The organism is Streptomyces sp. NBC_00078, from assembly GCF_026343335.1.
Classification (GTDB): domain Bacteria; phylum Actinomycetota; class Actinomycetes; order Streptomycetales; family Streptomycetaceae; genus Streptomyces.
Genome location: NZ_JAPELX010000001.1, coordinates 6,200,822 through 6,218,582, shown reverse-complemented (window position 1 = coordinate 6,218,582; position 17,761 = coordinate 6,200,822). Strand labels below are relative to the sequence as shown.

Here is a 17,761-nt window from a genome sequence, read left to right as displayed (position 1 = left end):
CCCCGTCCGGAGCGGACGCCAGCCCAGAATGGGTGAACGAGGCCAGGGAGGATCCCAACGGGCTTGCCGCACTGATAGCCGGGCAGAACCTGGAACTGCACCGCCGAACCGCAGAAGCGCATGACAGACTCACGTACTTGAACAGCGTGGACGCCGCAGTCCGCGCGGACCTGACCCGTGGGACTCTCAGCTCGTCATCCGCTGCCGCACTCCGCGCGGCCCAGGTGCCCTTGGCCGGCCTCAACTCGGCAATTCAGCAGGCGATCAGAGCAGGCCGGTGGAGTCTGGGAGGTTCAGGCTCCACCGGGGCACGCCCGCCGGAGATCGATCATGCGTGCAGCGAGACGGTCGCAGCCTGGGGCAGGGCGCTGGCGGCCGCGAACTCCTCGTTCGAGGAGTCGGTGCGACAATCGCAGACTGCCCTTGACGGTTACGAACCGTACGCCGATCGCATGCAGCCGGGCGAGGACTCTTATCTGGCATCGTTCGCGTTCCCGCAGGACACCTACATCGGCGACAGGCTGGCCGCGGATCCAGCCCACTCGTACAAGGAACGCGCGTTCCCCCGGTGGCTCATGCGGCGCAAGGTGCTACCGCACCGCCCGTGGGCCAGTCTCCCCTGGATCGACCTGTGCAACACCAACCTGGTCTTCGTACCGGACGGCCCGAGTCTGTCCTACGCGGAGGCTATGGCGGCGGCGCAGGGGATCGTCGCCGATCAGATGTCCAAGGCCGCACCGAACCGTCTCAAGATCACGTGGATCGACGCGCTGCACAGCGGCAGAAGCGCCGGAGCGTTCCTCCATCTGGCCGAGAGCAACTCGCTCATCATCGACGGTCAGGTGTGGACCGATCCCGGCGGCATTGAGTCTGCCCTGCTGCGCGTGGTTGACCGGATGGCCGTCCTCGAGCGCACCTGCTTGAAGAACGAGTTCGACAATCTGGATGCCTACAACGCTCAGCCCGGGGTTTCCCCTGAGGCACATCAGGTCGTCGTCGTGGCGGGATATCCCGCCGGGTTCCAGGAGTCCTCGGCCCGCCTGCTGCGGCAGATCTCCGACAACAGCACCCGGGCCGGAATCTGCGTGATCGTCGTCATGAACACGTCAATGGCACCGATCATCGGGACGACCGATGAGATCGCGCCGTCGTACGCCCAGCTCACCGACGGACCAGGCCCGGTCAACGGCCCGCATTGGTGGTCGCCAGCCGTCCTGCCGCTCGGCGAATTCGTCCTGGGCCACTCGGGACAGCCGTACGCTCGGGTGATTACTTTTCCGCAGGGGGAATCCGTCTGGGTGCCCTGCGAGCTGCGCTCCACCAAGACGACGGTCCAGACCTCAATCATCGGCGGCTACGCCCAGGCGTCGCGCCAGCTGGCCGAGTCGGGCCTGAGCCCCCGCGAGCTGGACATCAAACGGATCGATCCCGCTGCTCGAACTGTGTCCCTGCGCAGCGCGATGATCGGCTGGCTGCACGAGCAAGAGGTGGTGAACCAGTTCCCGCCCGGCTGGGACGACTTCCTCCGGTCCGACGCGCTGCAGCGCACCGGCATGACCTACACCTTCGCCGAACTCGCGAAACAGGCTGCGTACCTCTGCGAGCAGGGCTACATCGCCGCCGGATCGGACTCCCCGGACACGACCGGCCTATCCTTCCCCCGCCTCACCTCGAAGGGTGGAGACATGGCAATGTCGGGCAGCGCCAGTGCCGACGACTTCGCGGCGAACTCCGGCAGGAGCAGCGCCGGAACGACCAACCACTACACCGGACCGGTCTTCCACGGCGACGTGAACGGAGCTCAGATCGCTTGGAACAACCAAAATGTGACTCAGACCCAGAACACCATGGAGCAGGTCACCCCCGGATTCGAGAAGCTGGCGGAAGCAGTAACGCAAACGCTCGCCCAACTCTCTCAGTTCGGCCTTCCCCCTGAGGACGCCGAAGACGCCTCCGCAAGCGCCAACGAAATCCTCGTCGAAGTCGTGTCCCCTTCACCGGACCGAGGCCGGATCCGCCGCTCTCTCGCTACCCTGCGAGGATTTCTGCAGCCGGTAGCCACCCAGGCCGCCTTGGGGACCGGTGAAGGGTCTCACGACCTCGCGAAGGCAGCCCTTGACCATCTACAGAGTGTCATTTTCTGAGGCGTGGCACCCGCCATCCCGCGGGCGCGCAGTGCAGGTGGCGCGGATACAGCCAAGGCCCGCGGTGGCCCCTCCGGACTGTCCGCTTACGTCGCCGCAGCCGTCGCCCGCCAGATCGAGCGGGACAACCTCAACGAACTCATCACGGTGGCGGAGGCCGAACACGGCCCCATCACCGACGAAGAGATTCAAGCTCTGCGCGACCAACTCCACAAAGCCCGAGAGCAGCAGGCCCAAGGCGGGGCGAACGCCGCGTGACCCCCTCCCCCGCCACCCCCGGCGGCACCCTGGTCCTCGACAGCGGGGGGCTGGCCAGGGCAGTCCTGCGCGACCGCACGGTCACCGGCTGGCTCACCCTCGCCCGCGCCGACGACCTACGGGTGATCGCTTCCGCAGCCACCCTCGTGGAAGTGATCCACCCGCGGATCAATCGCCCAGCTCTGGAATGGACCCTGTCCCGCCTCGTCATCGAGCCGGTCACCGAGTCCATCGCCCGTCACGCCGCCACGCTCCTCGCCGACGCCGGCCTGCACGGCCACAAGTACGCCATCGACGCCATACTCAGCGCTACGGCGCTGGCCGCCCCCGGCCCCGTCACCGTCCTCACCTCTGACCCCGAGGATGTCGCCACGCTCTGCCGCGGGCGCGTCACCGTCATCAAGATCTGACGGGACGCCGCCCGTCTCACCACCGCCCTCTTCACGGCGGGAGCCCCTGCTCTTAACCGCCTCCGGGGATGCCCAGGCTACCGACGCCATCGGTTCGGCTCCTGTGAAGACCTTCGAATACAGCGTGGGCGGCATGACGGTCAAGGTTCCGACAGGGTGCCTGTGCACACGTCATTCGAGGGAGCGGCAACAAGCTCACGTATCAGAACGCGGGCGTCGACTGCGCCTTCGTCGGGGCATTGAGCAGCGGGTTCTGTCACTGGCGCATCGACTTCGCCTACGGCGATACGAGCAACCGGTTCTACCGCACCTCACGAGGCCGCACGCACAACGAGTGCAAGATCGATCCGATGCGGAACAACTCCAGGCGTGGATGAGGAAGCGAGGGTGAGAGGCGCCGAACGTTCGTAATGGGCGTGCAGCGGCCCGCGGGCGGGGCGTAGGGGATTGTCACGCCGTGCGTTTGCGGGGCGTCGTCTTTTTCGTGGTCTTTTTCGCCGCTGTCTTCTTCGTCCCCTGCGTCGACTTCGTTGTCTTCGCCGTCGACTTCCTCGCTGACGCCGATGTCTTCTTGGCGGCCGTCTTCTTCGCCGTCGACGTCGATTTCTTGCCCGTGGTCTGTTTTGGGGTCGCGCGGGCCGACTTGCGGGCGGGGAGGCGTTTGACCTCCGCCTTTTCCTCCGAAGGTGCCGCCTCCTCGCCGCGCGACTCCCTGGCGGCCTTCACGCTCTTCTCCAGGGCCGCCATCAGGTCCAGGACCTTGCCGCCCTTGGCCGGCTCCGGTGATTCCGGTGGTGCCTCGCCGGCCGCCTTGGCCGCCACGACCTCCTCCAGGGCCTCGCGGTACTCGTCGTGGAGTTCGTCGAGGTCGATCTCGCCCAGGGTGTCCATCAGGGCGTCTGCCAGGTCGAGTTCCTTGTCGTTGACGTTGACGTTCGTGTCGGGGGCGACGCCCTCGGGGGCGCGGACCTCGTCGGGCCACAGCAGTCCGTGCATGGCGATGGCGTCGTCCACCACGCGCAGCATGCCCAGCCGCTCCCGCCCCCTCAGCGCGTACTTCGCGATCGCCACCTTGTTGCTGCGCTTGAGGGCCTCACGGAGAAGCGTGTACGGCTTGGCGGCCGGGGCGCCTCCTGCTGCCAAGTAGTACGCCGCGTCCATCTGGAGCGGGTCGATGCGGTCCGCCGGCACGAAGGCCACGATCTCGATCGTCTTCGCCGTGGGAAGCGGCAGGTGGGACAGGTCCTCGTCGGTGATCGGGATGATCGTGCCGTCCGCGTCCTCGTAGCCCTTGCCGATCTCCGCCCCGCTCACCTCCTTCTCCTCCAGTTCGCAGACCTTCCTGTAACGGATGCGGCCGCCGTCCTCCAGGTGGATCTGGCGGAAGGAGATCGAGTGGCTCTCGGTGGCGTTGACCAGCTTGATCGGGATGCTGACCAGGCCGAACGAGATGGCGCCGTTCCATATGGATCGCACGTGCAGCACCCTTTCGATCGGTTTCCACCGTTATCTTAAAGTTTGCGGAGTTTGCGTTAGATTCTCATCGTATGACGCCGATTACAGAGGTGGAGGGGAGACGGCTCGCGCTCAGCAACCTGGAGAAGGTGCTGTATGCCGGGAGCGGGTTCACCAAGGCCGAGGTGCTGCACTACTACGCCACCACCGCCGACGTCCTGCTGCCCCACCTGCGGGATCGGCCCGTTTCGTTTCTGCGGTATCCCGACGGGCACGACGGGCAGGTCTTCTTCACCAAGAACGTGCCTCCTGGTACGCCCGACTGGGTCACCACCGCCGAGGTACCGCGGGTGGAGGGCCCGGCACAGATGGTGCTCGTACAGGATCTGGCGAGTCTGATGTGGGCCGCCAATCTCGTCACCGAGTTCCACACGCCCCAGTGGGTCGTCGGGGACCCCGGGGCCGCCGACCGCGTCGTCTTCGATCTCGACCCCGGTCCGCCCGCCACCGTCGTGGACTGCTGCGAGGTCGCCCTGTGGCTGCGGGAGCGGCTCGCGCGGGACGGGATCAACGCCTGCGCCAAGACCTCCGGGTCCAAGGGGCTGCATCTGCTCGCCGCCGTGCGGCCGACTCCGTCCGACCAGGTCAGCGAGTACGCCAAGGGGCTGGCCGTGGAGGCCGAGCGGGCCATGCCGCGGCTCGTCCTGCATCGGATGACGCGGAGTCTGCGGCCCGGGAAGGTGTTCGTCGACTGGAGTCAGAACGCCGCCCGGAAGACGACCGCCACTCCCTACACGCTACGGGCCCGTCGCGAGCCCACCGTGTCCGCGCCGGTGACCTGGAGCGAGGTCGAGGAGTGCGGGGCGCCCACCCAACTGACCTTCCTGGCAACCGACATCGCGCCCCGTGTGCAGGACTACGGCGACCTGCTGGCACCGCTGCTCGATCCGGACGGCGCGGGATCGCTGCCCTGAGCAGCCGTACTGGCGGGGCCGGGGAGGAGGACCAGGAGGGGAGGGGGACGCGCCCTCGCAAGGAACGGCCGGCCCCCGTCAGGCCGGAAGGAACGGCCGGCCCCCGTCGGGCCGGGCCGCCTCGCACCCGGTCAGCCGCCGTCGGCGCCCCTCACACCCGTGTCCACGTCTGCCGGTCCCGTGCCATCGCGTGCAGGGCCTCCACGTCTGCCGGCTTGAGGACGCCGCCGAGGCGGGCCAGGTTCTCGAGTTCCGTGTCCTTCATGACGCGGACCGCGCGGAGCGGAGCGGGGATGGAGACGTCCCCGGGTTCCGCGAGGGCCAGGATCGGGTGGATCTCGGCGGTCAGGGCGTACGAGGCCCGGTCGGCGTCGGCGCGGACGCGGCGCAGGAGGGGCCGGGGGTCGCGGCGGCCCAGGGTGACCATGGGGTCGGCGACCGTCACCCGCTGCTTGCGGGCGTAGAGGCTGTGGACGGCGAAGAGGCCACCGGGGCCGATCGCCAGGTGGTGGACTCGGTCGCCGCCGGGCAGCGGGACGGAGTGCAGGGTGTGCCAGCCCGCGCCTTCCAGGCGGTCCAGGGCATCGCCGATCGCCTGTTCGGCGGCCAGGGCCCGGCGGCGCGGGTCCGTACGCAGACGGTGGTTGGGCCCAGGGTCCCGGTCCAGGGCGATGAGCAGCGCCTCGCCGGGGCGGTTGGGCGCCAGGTCGTCGTCCGGGTGGAGGGAGAGCCTGGCCAGTTCGGCGGGGGTCGGGACCGGCGGCGGGCCGACCGCGACCGGGCCGGTGAGGAAGGGGCCCAGGGCCTGCAGCACCGGTTCCCTCTCGTCCTCGCTGAGCAGGTTGACCCGGGCGGCCTCACGGTCGTACCAGGCGATGTTCCGCCCGTCCGGGTGGCAGACGTAGAGCCGCTCCTGGCCGTGCCGCCAGGACGGTATGACACGCAGTCCGGTCATGCACCATCACCCCTTGACCATGGGAACAGGCGGGGTGCTCCCCGGGCAAGAACCCGGCTACCTTTGAGAGGAGTTGGGAGGGGCACTTGGGGAGGCCTTGTTGCGTACCCGCAGGAAGCAACCCGACGTACCGGCTCCGGGCAGTCCATGGAGCGAGATAGTGCCCGGACTGTGGATGGGCGGGCACGAGTTCAGGGGTCACACCGGGCAACTGGAGTTCGCTGTGGTGCGGGGCGAGTTCGATCTCGTGCAGACCCTGCTGAGACTGCCGGGGCACGGGCCGGACCCCGGCGTCGAGCACCATGTGTGGGCGATTCCGGACGGGCCGCTGGACGGCACACAGCTCGCGGGCGTGATGCGCCTGGCGCAGGCCGCGAGTGAGGCACTGGACGAGGGCCGCAAGGTCCTCGTCCGCTGTTACCACGGGTACAACCGCTCGGGGCTGGTCATCGCGCACGCCCTGGTCCGCCGGGGGTACTCCGCCGAGCAGGCGATCCGGCTGATCCGCTCCCACCGCTCGCCGTGGGCGCTGCACAACGATCTGTTCGTCGACTATCTGCGGGCCGGGCTGCCGACGGCCCGGCTGCTGGAGGAACTGGCGGAGTAGGCGCGCGGGCGCGCAGGAGCACGGGCGCAGGCCGGGCAGAGCCGCGGGCGAGCCTCCAGCGAACACGTGGCCGGCCGGCAGGTAGCGAGGCGGCCGGGTGGCGAGGCACCCGAGCAGCCGAGTAGCGGGTTAATCGTTTCGCCGGACGAATAGGGTGTACCAGGTCACCGATCAGTCTCAGCCACAGGAGAACAGTGCTCCGCACTCGCGCCGCACGCTCAGCGCTCGTCACCGCCCTTCTCGCCCTTTCGGCGGCGGGCTGTGGTGACGCGGGCGGGCTGCAGGGCGCGGGGGCGACCTCGACCGCGACCAGCCCGGCCAAGCTGTGGCCGAGCCTGACTCCCGCCTCCAGTCCCGCCTGGAACTACGACAACGGCGAGGCCGAGGCCGTGAAGGGCGTCACGGCCCCCGGCGGCGACATCCGCAAGGTGGATCCGGTGGCCGTGGTGAAGGCGGAGATCGCCCATCACCCGGACGACTACGACGGCTCGAAAGCGCCGTACCGCGAGACGGCCCGTCGGATGGCCTCCTGCGGCGAGAAGCCGGTGAACGCCAGATGCCCCCTGCTCAAGGCCTACTACCGGGACATCACCGGTGACGGACACGCCGACCTGACCCTGGGTTTCCGTCTGCTGCCCGGCAATCAGACGGCCGTGCGCGTCTACACCGTCGAGGGCGGCCGGGTGATCCAGGTCATGTCCAACAACGACGCCGTGAGCGGTGTCGAGCTGGCCGGACGCTCCGTGATCATCCACGCTCCCTCCGACCTCGCCGACTACGAGTACCGCTTCCAGTGGACCTGGGACCCGGACCAGCGGGTCATGCTGCTCACCCACGACGAGATGCTGCACCTCGGCAGGCGCGAGCGTCTGTCGACCCCCTCCGCCTCCCCGTCCTTCTCCCCCTCCGCTTCCGCGTCCCACTCCCCCGCCGCCTCCCCGTCCGCCTCCCCCTCGGCGACCCCATGACGAGGCTCGCGCTCCCCCAGTGGGCAGGCACGCTCGCCGTGAAGGCCGCCCTCTTCATCACGGTGATGTGCTGTGCGCTCGCCGCGATGCTCGGCGTGCTGGTGCACGTGTCGGTGACCAACCAGACCGTCGGCCAGGCCCGCAAACTCGCGCTGTCCCGGCTGGCGGACGCGACGAAGGCGTACGAGGCCGGGGAGACGCTGCTGCCGGGCACGGGTGTCGATCCCCCGGGCCTGCCGGCGGCGCTGCGGAAGCTGGCGGTGGACGGGGACCGCGGCACGATGGTCGCCGATCACCATGGGCATCCCACGATGTGGGCAGCGGGTCCCGCGGACCGGAACCGGGCGCTGGCCATCGAGGTCGACTACGCGCAGCAGTCCCGCACGATCGCCGGGCTCGACCGGTCGATCCTGTGGTCGTCCGGGCTGGCGATCGGGGTGACGCTGCTGATGGGCGCCTTCGCGGTGACCCGGGTGACGCGGCGGCTGCATGCCACGGCGCAGGTGGCCCGCCGGATCAGCGGTGGCGACCTGGACGCGCGTGTCGACGATCCCCGCACGTACGATACGACGCATCCCCAGGACGAGGTGGCCGCGGTGGCCGCCGCGCTGGACTCCATGGCCGCCTCGCTGCAGGGCAAGCTGCTGAGCGAGCAGCGGTTCACGGCGGACGTGGCGCACGAGCTGCGCACCCCGCTGACCGGGCTGCACGCGGCGGCCGAGCTGCTGCCGCCCGGGCGGCCGACGGAGCTGGTGCGGGACCGGGTGGCCGCGTTGCGCACGCTCACCGAGGACCTGCTGGAGATCTCCCGGCTCGACACCGGGCGGGAGCGGCTGGAGCTCGACACGGAGGAACTGGGCGCGCTGGCGGCGCGGGTGGTGCGGGTGTCCGGGACCGACACCTCGGTCGTCGTACTGCGGGACGCCCTGGTCGAGACCGACCGGCGGCGGCTGGAGCGGGTGCTGGGCAATCTCGTCGCGAACGCGCACAAGCACGGGCGGAAGCCGGTGTCGCTGACCGTGAACGGGCCGGTGGTGACCGTGCGGGACCACGGGTGCGGGTACCCGGACTATCTCGTGGAGCACGGGCCGCAGCGCTTCCGTACCGAGGGCGGCGCCAAGGGGCACGGGCTCGGGCTGACCATCGCCGTCGGGCAGGCGGAGATGCTGGGGGCGCGGCTGGAGTTCGCGAACACGGTGGACGGCGGGGCGGTGGCCACGCTGACGCTCCGCCACTAGTCGGAGCCCGGCGCGGGACGGGAACCGCAGGGTGCGAGGCGCGGGACGCGAACCGCAGGGTGCAAGGCGCGAGGCGCGGGACGCTCCTATGGACCAGCGTGACGGGCGGCACCGTTTGACTGCTCCTAATGTGGCGATCAGTCAGCCTCGCCCCATTTCGTGGAGGTACTCCCATGTCCCTGCGATCCACACTCACCCGCCTCGCCATAACCACCGCCGCCGGCGCTCTCGTCACCTCCGTGGCCGTCGCTCCCGCCCTCGCGGACGACGACTGGGGCGGTGGCGACGGCGGCGACCCCGGCTTCAGCCAGGGCGGCCAGGGCGGCCAAGGCGGTCAGGACAGCCAGGGCGGCCAGGGCAACTCGGACGGCTCGGGCCAGCAAGGCGACTGGAACCAGGGCGACGACCACCACGACGACCAACGGCTCTCCCGGGGCGTCGTGACCGCGAGCGAGCTGCTGCTGCGCAGCGCGCCGAACCGCGGCAGCCAGGTGATCCGCGTGGCTCACCGGGGCGAGCGGGTCTCGATCTTCTGCAGGACCAACGGCCAGAGCGTGGACGGCAACCGCCAGTGGTACCTCCTCACGGACGGCACCTGGGCCTGGGGCTCGGCCCGCTACATCGACACCATCGGAACCCCGCCACGCTGGTGCTGAGACCAAGAGATCACAAGATGCACGATTTGGGTAGGTTCCGGACATGATCAAGGCCGGAACCACCGGAACCACCGTGGTACAGGCGGACGTCCCCGCTCGCGCGGTACGCCCGCCGTCGCGCCGTGGCGTCGAACTCGCCCTCATCGTCATCGCCGTACTGCTGTCCGTGTACGGCTACTGCGCCGTCGGCCTCGCCAGGAACGGCACCGTCCCTCCCGGCGCCGCAGGTTACGGCGCCGGGCTCGGCGTGCTCGCACTCCTCGCCCACCTCGCGGTGCGGCTGCGCGCCCCCCACGCCGACCCGCTGCCGCTGCCCATCGGCGTCCTGCTCAACGGCCTCGGTCTGGTGCTGATCTACCGGCTCGACCTGGAGACCCCGCACGACCACGCGGCCCCCACCCAACTCGTGTGGTCCACGCTGGGGGTCACCCTGTTCACCGTGGTCGTGCTGATGCTCCGCGACTACCGGGTGCTGCAGCGCTACGCCTATGTCTGCGTCGTCGGCGCGCTCGTCCTGCTGCTGCTCCCGATCCTCTTCCCGGCCGTGAACGGCGCGCGCATCTGGATCCACGTTGCCGGATTCTCCATCCAGCCGGGCGAGTTCGCGAAGGTGCTGCTGGCGGTCTTCTTCGCCGCGTATCTGGCGGCCAACCGCAACGCGCTGGCTTACACCGGACGTCAGGTATGGCGGTTCAGGCGGGTCCAGCTGCCCACGGGGCGGGTGCTGGGCCCGATCCTCGCCATCTGGCTGCTGAGCGTGGGCGTTCTCGTGCTGGAGCGCGATCTCGGCACCTCGCTGCTGTTCTTCGGGCTGTTCGTCGTCCTGTTGTACGTCGCCACCGGCCGCACCGGCTGGATCGCCGTCGGGCTGCTGCTGGCCGCCCTGGGCGCCGTGGCCGTCGGCTGGCTGGAGCCGCACGTGCACAGCCGCGTCCAGGACTGGCTGCACCCCTTCGCGTCGATCGAGGCCGGCCAGGGCCCGGGCCAGGTCGCCCAGTCCCTGTTCGCCTTCGCGGCGGGCGGCTTCCTCGGGACGGGCCTGGGCGTGGGCCACGCGATCCTCATCGGCTTCGCGGCGAAGTCCGACTTCATCCTCGCCACCGCCGGGGAGGAGCTGGGCCTGGCGGGCCTGTCCGCGATCTTCCTCCTCTACGGGCTGCTCGTGGAGCGCGGCTACCGGGCCGGCCTCGCCCTGCGCGACCCCTTCGGCCGGCTGCTGGCGGTCGGGCTGGCCTCGATCGTGGCGCTCCAGGTGTTCGTGATCGCGGGTGGGGTGACCGGGCTGATCCCGCTGACGGGCATGGCGATGCCGTTCCTCGCGCAGGGCGGCTCGTCGGTGGTGACCAACTGGGCGATCGTGGCGCTGCTGATCCGGGTGAGCCATTCGGCACGAAGCCAGTGCGACGCACCGAGCCAGTACGACGGGGAGGTGGCTGCGTGATGACGAAGCACATCCGGCACGCCGGCTTCTTCTGCACCCTGCTGCTCGCCGCGCTCCTCGTCAACGCCGCCCGCCTGCAGATCTACAAGGCCCAGTCCTACGACGGCAACGTCGCCAACCGCCGTTCCGCCATCGCCCGTTACCACCAGCCGCGCGGCGACATCCTGGTCGGCGGCGAGAGCGTCACCGGCTCCCGGGACTCCCACGAGCAGCTCCGTTACGAACGGACCTACAGGGACGGCCCGTTGTACGCGCCCGTGACCGGCTTCGCCTCCCAGGTGTACGGCACGACGCTCCTGGAGCACAGCGGGGACGCCGTCCTGTCCGGCACCGACCCGATGCTCTCGCCGTTCCCCCTGGTGAACGGCCTCACGCGGGCCCAGGGCCGGGGCGGCAACGTCGTCACGACCCTCAACGCGGCGGCGCAGCGGGCGGCCTACGAAGGGCTGGACGGGCGCAAGGGCGCGGTGGCGGCGATCGAGCCGTCGACGGGGCGGGTGCTGGCGCTGGTGTCGAGTCCTTCGTACGACCCCACCGTGCTGTCGGGGAACGCCGCGGCGACGGCTCGGTCCTGGTACCGGCTGAACTCCGATCCGGACAAGCCGATGCTCAACCGGGCGGTGCGGCAGACGTACCCGCCGGGTTCGACGTTCAAGGTGGTCACGGCGGCGGCAGCGCTGGACGCCGGTGTCGTCACGGACCTCGACAGGGCGACCGGCTCGCCCGACCCGTACCGGCTGCCGGGCACCACCACCTCGCTGATGAACGAGGGCGAGGGCTGCGAGGACGCCCCGCTTCGGGACGCCTTCGAGTGGTCCTGCAACACCGTGTTCGCGAAGCTGGGTGTCGACGTGGGCGTGGCGGACATGGCGCGGACGGCGCAGGCCTTCGGCTTCAACAACGCGGATCTGCGGATCCCCTTCTCGGTGACGCCGAGCACCTTCGACACCAGGGTCGACAGGGCGCAGCTGGCACTGTCGTCGATCGGGCAGTACAACACGCGGGCCACGCCGCTGCAGATGGCGATGGTCGCGGCGGCCGTGGCCGACGGCGGGCAGGTGCGGACGCCGTATCTGGTGGAGCGGACGACGACGCGGGGCGGTGCCACGGTGGCCACGGCGGGCTCGCGCCCCACGCGCCAGGCGATGCGCCCGGAGACCGCCGACCGGATGAAGGAGCTGATGGAGGACGTCGTCAGGGAGGGCACCGGCACCAACGCCGCGATCCCCGGCGCCATCGTCGGCGGCAAGACCGGTACCGCCCAGCACGGCATCGGCAACGCCGGTGTGCCGTACGCCTGGTTCGTGTCGTGGGCGCAGGACGAACGCGACCTGGAACCGAAGGTCGCGGTCGCCGTGGTGGTGGAGGACGGCTCGGCGGAGCGCGGGGACATCACCGGGGGCGGGGTGGCGGCTCCGATCGCCCGGGCGGTGATGGAGTCGGTGCTCAACTCCAGGGAATGAGACGGGGGTTATGAATCCCGGACAGCCCGACCTACCGTTCGGTACATGACTTCTGCCGTCGCGTACGAACTCGCCCAGGTGAACATCGGCCGCCTCAGGGCCCCGCTGGACTCCGAGCAGTTGAAGGACTTCGTCGACAACCTCGACCCCGTGAACGCCGACGCGGACGCCGCCGACGGTTTCGTGTGGCGGCTGCAGGACGAGACCGGCGACGCGACGGACGTGGCCGTCCTCGGCGACGAGTGGCTGATCGTCAACATGTCGGTCTGGCGCGACGCGGACGCGCTGACGGCGTACATGTACCAGGGCCGTCACCGCGAGATGCTCGCCCGCCGCAGGGACTGGTTCGAGCGGGTGCAGGAGGCGATGGTGGCCCTGTGGTGGGTCCCGTCCGGACACCGCCCCACGGTCGCCGAGGCGGAGTCCCGCGTACTGCATCTGCGCGCGAACGGCCCGACGCCGTACGCCTTCACCCTGCGGACGGCGTTCCCGGCGCAGGGGGCGGAGCCGGTGCCGCTGCAGGTGCCGGACGGTCTGGGGTGCTCGGTCTAGCGGCGGCCGTCAGCGGATCGCCTTCACCGTCCCCGAGCGGACCTGGAGGGTCGTCTTCGCGGCGGCCTCCAGGTCGACGTCCGACGGGGACTGGGTGATCGTCTTCGCGGTCACCTCGGCGACCACCGCCGCCGTGTTGTCGTCCGCCCAGGCGCAGACCGGGTAGGTCAGCGTCGTGTTCAGCTGCTTGTGGGTGACCACCTCGCAGGTGACCGTGATGCCGGAGCCACCGGGCCGGAAGTCCTTCGGCCGCACGGCCACCGTCGTGCCGTCGGTCTCGGCGACGCCCTTCAGCATGCCGTCGCGGCCCTTGTCGACGTGCCGGAACCGCCCGTACATGCCCGAGACCACGAGTTCCCCCTGGGCCTCGTCGCCGCTCAGGCTGTACTGCCCGACCTTGGCATCGGTGACCTTGGCGTCCCAGGCTCCGTCCATCTCCTTCTCGATCTTCTGGCCCTGGGTGTCGGAGAGGTCCTGTGTGAGTTCGTAGCGCCCGTCGAGCAGCGTCCTGGGCAGCGTCAGGGCGAAGTCGGCGTCGGGAAAACCGCTTTCGGCCTTCGACCCGAGCACCGCGAGCCCCACCAGGACCGCCACGATCACTCCGACGGCCCCGCCCACAATGCCGAGGACCAGCCCGACCCGCCGCTTCTTCGGCGGCGGACCCCAGCCGTAGGGCTGCTGCGGGAAGGGCTGTTGGGGGTACGGCTGTCCGTACGGCGGGACCGGAGCCTGGCCGTACGGCTGCGCGGGCGGCTGCCCGTACGGGCCGGGGGCGTGAGGGCCTTGGGGCGGCTGTTGCCGGCCGTAGGGATTCTGCGGCGGCCCGTAGGGGCCCTGGGGCGGGGGAGGCGTGGACACGTCAGCACGCTACTCCATGCGGGTGCCCGTCCCCCCTCGGTCACCGCTCACCCGACCGTCACCCCGCGCCCGTCCGTCACCCCGCGCCCGTCCGTCACCCCTCGGCCGCGCCGGCCTCGATCGCCCCTGTCACCTCGGCCACCCGCTCCTGCTCCTCCACCGCGAACCGTTTTGCGTCCAACCGCTCCGCGATCTCCTCGTCCTGGGCCATCAGCAGGTCCAGGTTCGAGTCGCCCATCTCGAACACGCCCATGTCCACGTACGCCTGCTGCAGCCGCTTGCCCCACAGCCCGATGTCCTTGACGCAGGGGACGATGCGGGAGAACAGCAACTGCCGGAACAGCGCCAGGAATTCGGACTGCTCGCTGTACTCCTCGGCCTCCGCGGTCGGGATGCCGAAGTTCTCCAGCACCTCCACGCCCCGCAGCCGGTCGCGCATCAAGTAGCAGCCCTCGATGACGAACTCCTCGCGTTCGCGCAGTTCGGCGTCGCTGAGCTGCTTGTAGTAGTCGCGCAACGCCATGCGCCCGAAGGCCACGTGCCGGGCCTCGTCCTGCATGACGTAGGCCAGGATCTGCTTGGGGAGGGGCTTGTCGGTGGTGTCCCTGATCATGCCGAAGGCGGCCAGCGCCAGGCCCTCGATCAGGACCTGCATACCGAGGTAGGGCATGTCCCAGCGCGAGTCCCGGAGCGTGTCGCCCAGCAGGGACTGGAGGTTGTCGTTGATCGGGTACAGCATCCCGACCTTCTCGTGCAGGAAACGGCCGTAGATCTCCGCGTGCCGCGCCTCGTCCATCGTCTGGGTCGCCGAGTAGAACTTGGCGTCGAGGTCGGGGACCGATTCGACGATCCTCGCGGCGCAGATCATCGCGCCCTGCTCGCCGTGCAGGAACTGGCTGAACTGCCAGGAGGCGTAGTGCTTGCGCAGTTCGCCCTTGTCCTTGTCGGTCATCTTGGCCCAGTGCCTGGTGCCGTACAGGGACATCGACTCGTCCGGGGTCCCGAGCGGATCGTACGGATCGACCTCCAGATCCCAGTCGATCCGCCGCTGCCCGTCCCACTGCTTGTCCTTGCCCTTCTGGTACAGGGCGAGCAGGCGGTCACGGCCGTCGTCGTACTCCCAGGCGAAACGCGCCGCGCCGGTCGCCGGCACCTGCCAGTGGGGCTCTCCCGCGTCCATGGCGTACAGGTCGTAAGTCGGCATGTCCCGCAGGCTCACACGTGGTAGACGCGGGGTCAACAAGTCGCGCGCAGGGGATTGACGAGCTTGCTGACAAGCAGTCTCATAAGCGGTGGAGGATGTGACCCCGGGTAACTAGGTGGGAGAACCATGACGACCCTGACGGAAGCCGACGCGCTGGACGGTCTGCGCGATGCGCTCGGGCTGCTCAAGGACCGCGAACAGGTGGCCGAGCGCCTTCTCGCCTCCTCCGCCAGGCACTCCTTCGACCCGGACAAGGAGCTGGACTGGGACGCGCCCTTTGAGGAGGGCAAGTGGTTCTGGCCGCCGGAGCTGGTGTCGCTGTACGAGACGCCGATGTGGAAGCGGATGAGCGAGGAGCAGCGGATCCTGCTCTCCCAGCACGAGGCGGCGGCGCTCGCCTCGCTGGGCATCTGGTTCGAGCTCATCCTCATGCAGCTGCTGGTCCGGCACGTCTACGACAAGGCGGCCACGAGCGCGCACGTGCGGTACGCGCTCACCGAGATCGAGGACGAATGCCGGCACTCGAAGATGTTCGCCCGGCTGATCGAGCGCGGGGACGCGCCCTGGTACCCGGTGGCCCGCGTGCACCAGAACCTGGGCCGGTTGTTCAAGACGATCTCGACCACGCCGGGCTCCTTCACGGCCACCCTGCTCGGCGAGGAGGTCCTCGACTGGATGCAGCGGCTGACGTTCCCGGACGAGCGCGTGCAGCCGCTGGTCCGCGGCGTCACGCGCATCCACGTGGTCGAGGAGGCCCGGCATGTCCGGTACGCCCGTGAGGAGCTGCGGCGGCAGATGGTGACGGCGCCGAGGTGGTCGCAGGAGTTCACCCGGGTCACCTCCGGCGAGTTCGCGCGGGTGTTCTCGGTCGCCTTCGTCAATCCCGAGGTCTACACGAACGTCGGGCTGGACCAGCGGGAGGCGATGGCACAGGTGAAGGCCAGCGGGCATCGGCGGGAGGTCATGCAGAGCGGCGCGAAGAGGCTGACCGACTTTCTGGATGACATAGGCGTGCTGCGAGGCGTCGGGCGGCGGCTGTGGAGGTCGTCGGGCCTGCTGGCCTGATGCGGGGCGGGGGCGGCCGGCGGCGGCGACCCCGGCGCCGCGCCGGGCCAGCCGGGCACCGGCGTACAGGGCGTCACCGCCGTTGCGGGTCGAGGGGCCGGGTGCGGGTCGGTGGGCCGGGTGCGGGCGGACGGCCACCGGGTGCGGTCCGGGCCTGGGCCGACGGGCGCCGCGTTCGGGCCGAAGGGCGCTGTGCGGGCCGACGGGCGCAGGGTGCGGGCCGGGTGGGGCCGACGGGCACCGGGTACGGGCTGGGTGGGAGCCGACGGGCGCGGCCGGATGCGGGCCGACGGGCGCGGGGTGCGGGCCGGGTGTCGCCCGCCGGGCACGACGTGCGGACCGGGTACGGGCCGAAGGACACTGCGTGCGGGCCGAAGAGCACCGCGTGCGGGCCGAAGGACACTGCGTGCGGGCCGAAGAGCACCGCGTGCGGGCCGGGTCGCGCCCGTGCGACCAGCCACGACGCACGTGCAGCCGCCCGACTACGCTGCACCCATGACGCCTGCCGCGCCCGCCTACCGCCGCCTGAGCGTCGAGGAGCGCCGCAGTCAGCTCCTCGAAGCCGCTCTCGGTCTCTTCGCACACCGCGCCCCCGAGGAGGTCTCCCTCGACGACGTGGCAGAGGCGGCCGGGGTGTCGCGGCCACTGGTGTACCGGTACTTCCCCGGCGGCAAGCAGCAGCTGTACGAAGCCGCGCTCCGGTCCGCCGCCGACGAACTGCAGCAGTGCTTCGACGAGGCCCGCGAAGGCCCCCTCCTGCGCCGTCTGGCCCGTGCCCTCGACCGCTATCTCGCCTTCGTCGACCAGCATGACGCCGGCTTCAGCGCACTGCTGCAGGGCGGCAGCGTGGTCGGGACGTCCCGGACGACCGCCATCGTGGACGGCGTACGCCGGGCCGCAGCGGAGCACATCCTGAGCCATCTGGAGGTCACGGATCCCGGACTGCTGCTGCGCATGACCGTACGGATGTGGATCACCGCGGTCGAGGCGGCCTCCCTGATCTGGCTCGACGAGGACAAGCAGCCGCCGGTCGACGAGCTGCGGGACTGGCTGGTCGAGCAGTTCACGGCCGTCCTCTCGGTGACCGCGGGCCGGGACCCGCAGACCGCCGCGCTGGTGCGGGCGCTGGCGGAGAATGTCTGACACTGGTGCCGTGAAGAGCGAACACACCCCCTTCGAGGGCGGCCCGATGGACGGCCGTGTGCTGCCGGTCCTCGTGGGCCCCACCGGGCACCCGCCCAAGACGTACCGCATCCCCCTCCCGGACGCCGCCGGGGGCCCGCCCACCGTGCTCGTCTACCGGCGCGTCCCACGCGGCCACAGCAAGCGCCTCGGACTGCCGCAGGGGTGGAAGTACGAGTACGACCCCACGGGCAGGATCGACAGGCTGAAGTGGCCGTGGTCCAAGCCGGACACCGGTCCGGACGCCACGCCGGGCGGCAAGCCGGACGACACCGACGGGTGACGTGATTGCGCCGAACCGCGCACAGCCGGTGCGATTACGTGCCACGTA

Annotated in this window: 18 protein-coding genes; 14 read left to right on the top strand and 4 right to left on the bottom strand. The window is 70.2% G+C overall.

Going from position 1 to position 17,761, the window contains the following annotated elements; translation table 11 throughout:
* The first annotated feature begins 137 nt into the window (after window positions 1–137).
* From OOK07_RS29335 to OOK07_RS29325, 3 genes are read left to right on the top strand one after another with little or no spacing between them, the layout of a single operon-like run.
* Window positions 138–2,144, top strand: coding sequence for a hypothetical protein (locus tag OOK07_RS29335; RefSeq protein WP_266799415.1), 2,007 nt, complete (start codon window positions 138–140; stop codon window positions 2,142–2,144).
* 3 nt (window positions 2,145–2,147) lie between these two features.
* Complete coding sequence (locus tag OOK07_RS29330) at window positions 2,148–2,402, top strand: CopG family transcriptional regulator (RefSeq protein ID WP_266799414.1); 255 nt, start codon at window positions 2,148–2,150, stop codon at window positions 2,400–2,402.
* Window positions 2,399–2,812, top strand: a complete 414-nt coding sequence (locus OOK07_RS29325) for a PIN domain-containing protein (protein WP_266799412.1) — start codon at window positions 2,399–2,401, stop codon at window positions 2,810–2,812. Before OOK07_RS29330 ends, OOK07_RS29325 begins: the two co-directional genes overlap by 4 nt.
* Before the next feature lie 450 nt (window positions 2,813–3,262).
* Here the strand turns inward: OOK07_RS29325 and ku are convergent, their stop codons facing one another.
* Window positions 3,263–4,288 carry a non-homologous end joining protein Ku gene (gene ku, locus OOK07_RS29320; protein WP_524540325.1) on the bottom strand — a complete coding sequence of 342 codons (1,026 nt, stop codon included), beginning with the start codon at window positions 4,286–4,288 and terminating at the stop codon, window positions 3,263–3,265.
* 71 nt (window positions 4,289–4,359) lie between these two features.
* Here ku and ligD point away from each other — a divergent pair, with 71 nt between their 5' ends.
* Window positions 4,360–5,241, top strand: a complete 882-nt coding sequence (gene ligD, locus OOK07_RS29315; RefSeq protein WP_266799410.1) for a non-homologous end-joining DNA ligase — start codon at window positions 4,360–4,362, stop codon at window positions 5,239–5,241.
* A 151-nt stretch (window positions 5,242–5,392) separates the two neighbouring features.
* On the opposite strand, the gene OOK07_RS29310 is transcribed toward ligD, so the two are convergent.
* Window positions 5,393–6,196, bottom strand: a complete 804-nt coding sequence (locus tag OOK07_RS29310) for a nuclease-related domain-containing protein (protein ID WP_266799409.1) — start codon at window positions 6,194–6,196, stop codon at window positions 5,393–5,395.
* Window positions 6,197–6,296: 100 nt separating this feature from the next.
* On the opposite strand from OOK07_RS29310, the gene OOK07_RS29305 reads away from it, so the two are divergent.
* The 7 genes from OOK07_RS29305 to OOK07_RS29275 all read left to right on the top strand — a co-directional run bounded on the left by OOK07_RS29305 (window position 6,297) and on the right by OOK07_RS29275 (window position 13,121).
* Window positions 6,297–6,803: a protein-tyrosine phosphatase family protein gene (locus OOK07_RS29305; protein WP_266799408.1), complete on the top strand. Its 507-nt coding sequence runs from the start codon at window positions 6,297–6,299 to the stop codon at window positions 6,801–6,803.
* Between the two features lie 194 nt (window positions 6,804–6,997).
* Window positions 6,998–7,771 carry a hypothetical protein gene (locus tag OOK07_RS29300; RefSeq protein WP_266684817.1) on the top strand — a complete coding sequence of 258 codons (774 nt, stop codon included), beginning with the start codon at window positions 6,998–7,000 and terminating at the stop codon, window positions 7,769–7,771.
* The gene (locus tag OOK07_RS29295; protein WP_266799406.1) at window positions 7,768–9,009 is read left to right on the top strand and encodes an ATP-binding protein; all 1,242 of its coding nucleotides are present in this window, start codon (window positions 7,768–7,770) and stop codon (window positions 9,007–9,009) included. Before OOK07_RS29300 ends, OOK07_RS29295 begins: the two co-directional genes overlap by 4 nt.
* Before the next feature lie 173 nt (window positions 9,010–9,182).
* Window positions 9,183–9,665 (top strand): SH3 domain-containing protein, encoded by a 483-nt coding sequence (locus OOK07_RS29290; RefSeq protein WP_266799405.1) that lies wholly within the window; start codon window positions 9,183–9,185, stop codon window positions 9,663–9,665.
* 43 nt (window positions 9,666–9,708) lie between these two features.
* Entirely contained in the window at window positions 9,709–11,106 is a 1,398-nt protein-coding gene (locus OOK07_RS29285) for an FtsW/RodA/SpoVE family cell cycle protein (protein WP_266684813.1), read from the top strand.
* On the top strand, window positions 11,106–12,569 hold the full coding sequence (locus OOK07_RS29280; RefSeq protein ID WP_266799403.1) for a penicillin-binding transpeptidase domain-containing protein: 1,464 nt from the start codon (window positions 11,106–11,108) through the stop codon (window positions 12,567–12,569). The genes OOK07_RS29285 and OOK07_RS29280 overlap by 1 nt, the downstream gene beginning before the upstream one ends.
* Window positions 12,570–12,614: 45 nt before the next feature.
* Window positions 12,615–13,121 (top strand): DUF3291 domain-containing protein, encoded by a 507-nt coding sequence (locus OOK07_RS29275; protein WP_266799402.1) that lies wholly within the window; start codon window positions 12,615–12,617, stop codon window positions 13,119–13,121.
* Window positions 13,122–13,130: 9 nt separating this feature from the next.
* On the opposite strand, the gene OOK07_RS29270 is transcribed toward OOK07_RS29275, so the two are convergent.
* Complete coding sequence (locus OOK07_RS29270) at window positions 13,131–13,979, bottom strand: hypothetical protein (protein WP_266799401.1); 849 nt, start codon at window positions 13,977–13,979, stop codon at window positions 13,131–13,133.
* Window positions 13,980–14,073: 94 nt separating this feature from the next.
* The gene (locus tag OOK07_RS29265) at window positions 14,074–15,183 is read right to left on the bottom strand and encodes a ferritin-like domain-containing protein (RefSeq protein ID WP_266684805.1); all 1,110 of its coding nucleotides are present in this window, start codon (window positions 15,181–15,183) and stop codon (window positions 14,074–14,076) included.
* Between the two features lie 126 nt (window positions 15,184–15,309).
* Between OOK07_RS29265 and OOK07_RS29260 the strand changes: the two genes are divergently transcribed.
* The 3 genes from OOK07_RS29260 to OOK07_RS29250 all read left to right on the top strand — a co-directional run bounded on the left by OOK07_RS29260 (window position 15,310) and on the right by OOK07_RS29250 (window position 17,713).
* The gene (locus OOK07_RS29260; protein ID WP_266684803.1) at window positions 15,310–16,248 is read left to right on the top strand and encodes an AurF N-oxygenase family protein; all 939 of its coding nucleotides are present in this window, start codon (window positions 15,310–15,312) and stop codon (window positions 16,246–16,248) included.
* Between the two features lie 495 nt (window positions 16,249–16,743).
* Window positions 16,744–17,391 carry a TetR/AcrR family transcriptional regulator gene (locus OOK07_RS29255; RefSeq protein WP_266684801.1) on the top strand — a complete coding sequence of 216 codons (648 nt, stop codon included), beginning with the start codon at window positions 16,744–16,746 and terminating at the stop codon, window positions 17,389–17,391.
* Window positions 17,392–17,401: 10 nt separating this feature from the next.
* The gene (locus OOK07_RS29250; RefSeq protein WP_266521479.1) at window positions 17,402–17,713 is read left to right on the top strand and encodes a DUF8847 domain-containing protein; all 312 of its coding nucleotides are present in this window, start codon (window positions 17,402–17,404) and stop codon (window positions 17,711–17,713) included.
* Window positions 17,714–17,761: the final 48 nt, after the last annotated feature.

Bases quoted from the DNA above. Each gene is read 5' to 3' on its own strand.
- OOK07_RS29280 (WP_266799403.1), top strand. From the start codon at position 11,106: ATGACGAAGCACATCCGGCACGCCGGCTTCTTCTGCACCCTGCTGCTC.
- OOK07_RS29290 (WP_266799405.1), top strand. From the start codon at position 9,183: ATGTCCCTGCGATCCACACTCACCCGCCTCGCCATAACCACCGCCGCC.
- OOK07_RS29265 (WP_266684805.1), bottom strand. From the start codon at position 15,183: ATGCCGACTTACGACCTGTACGCCATGGACGCGGGAGAGCCCCACTGG.
- OOK07_RS29295 (WP_266799406.1), top strand. From the start codon at position 7,768: ATGACGAGGCTCGCGCTCCCCCAGTGGGCAGGCACGCTCGCCGTGAAG.
- OOK07_RS29275 (WP_266799402.1), top strand. From the start codon at position 12,615: ATGACTTCTGCCGTCGCGTACGAACTCGCCCAGGTGAACATCGGCCGC.
- ligD (WP_266799410.1), top strand. From the start codon at position 4,360: ATGACGCCGATTACAGAGGTGGAGGGGAGACGGCTCGCGCTCAGCAAC.
- OOK07_RS29260 (WP_266684803.1), top strand. From the start codon at position 15,310: ATGACGACCCTGACGGAAGCCGACGCGCTGGACGGTCTGCGCGATGCG.
- OOK07_RS29255 (WP_266684801.1), top strand. From the start codon at position 16,744: ATGACGCCTGCCGCGCCCGCCTACCGCCGCCTGAGCGTCGAGGAGCGC.
- OOK07_RS29310 (WP_266799409.1), bottom strand. From the start codon at position 6,196: ATGACCGGACTGCGTGTCATACCGTCCTGGCGGCACGGCCAGGAGCGG.
- OOK07_RS29285 (WP_266684813.1), top strand. From the start codon at position 9,709: ATGATCAAGGCCGGAACCACCGGAACCACCGTGGTACAGGCGGACGTC.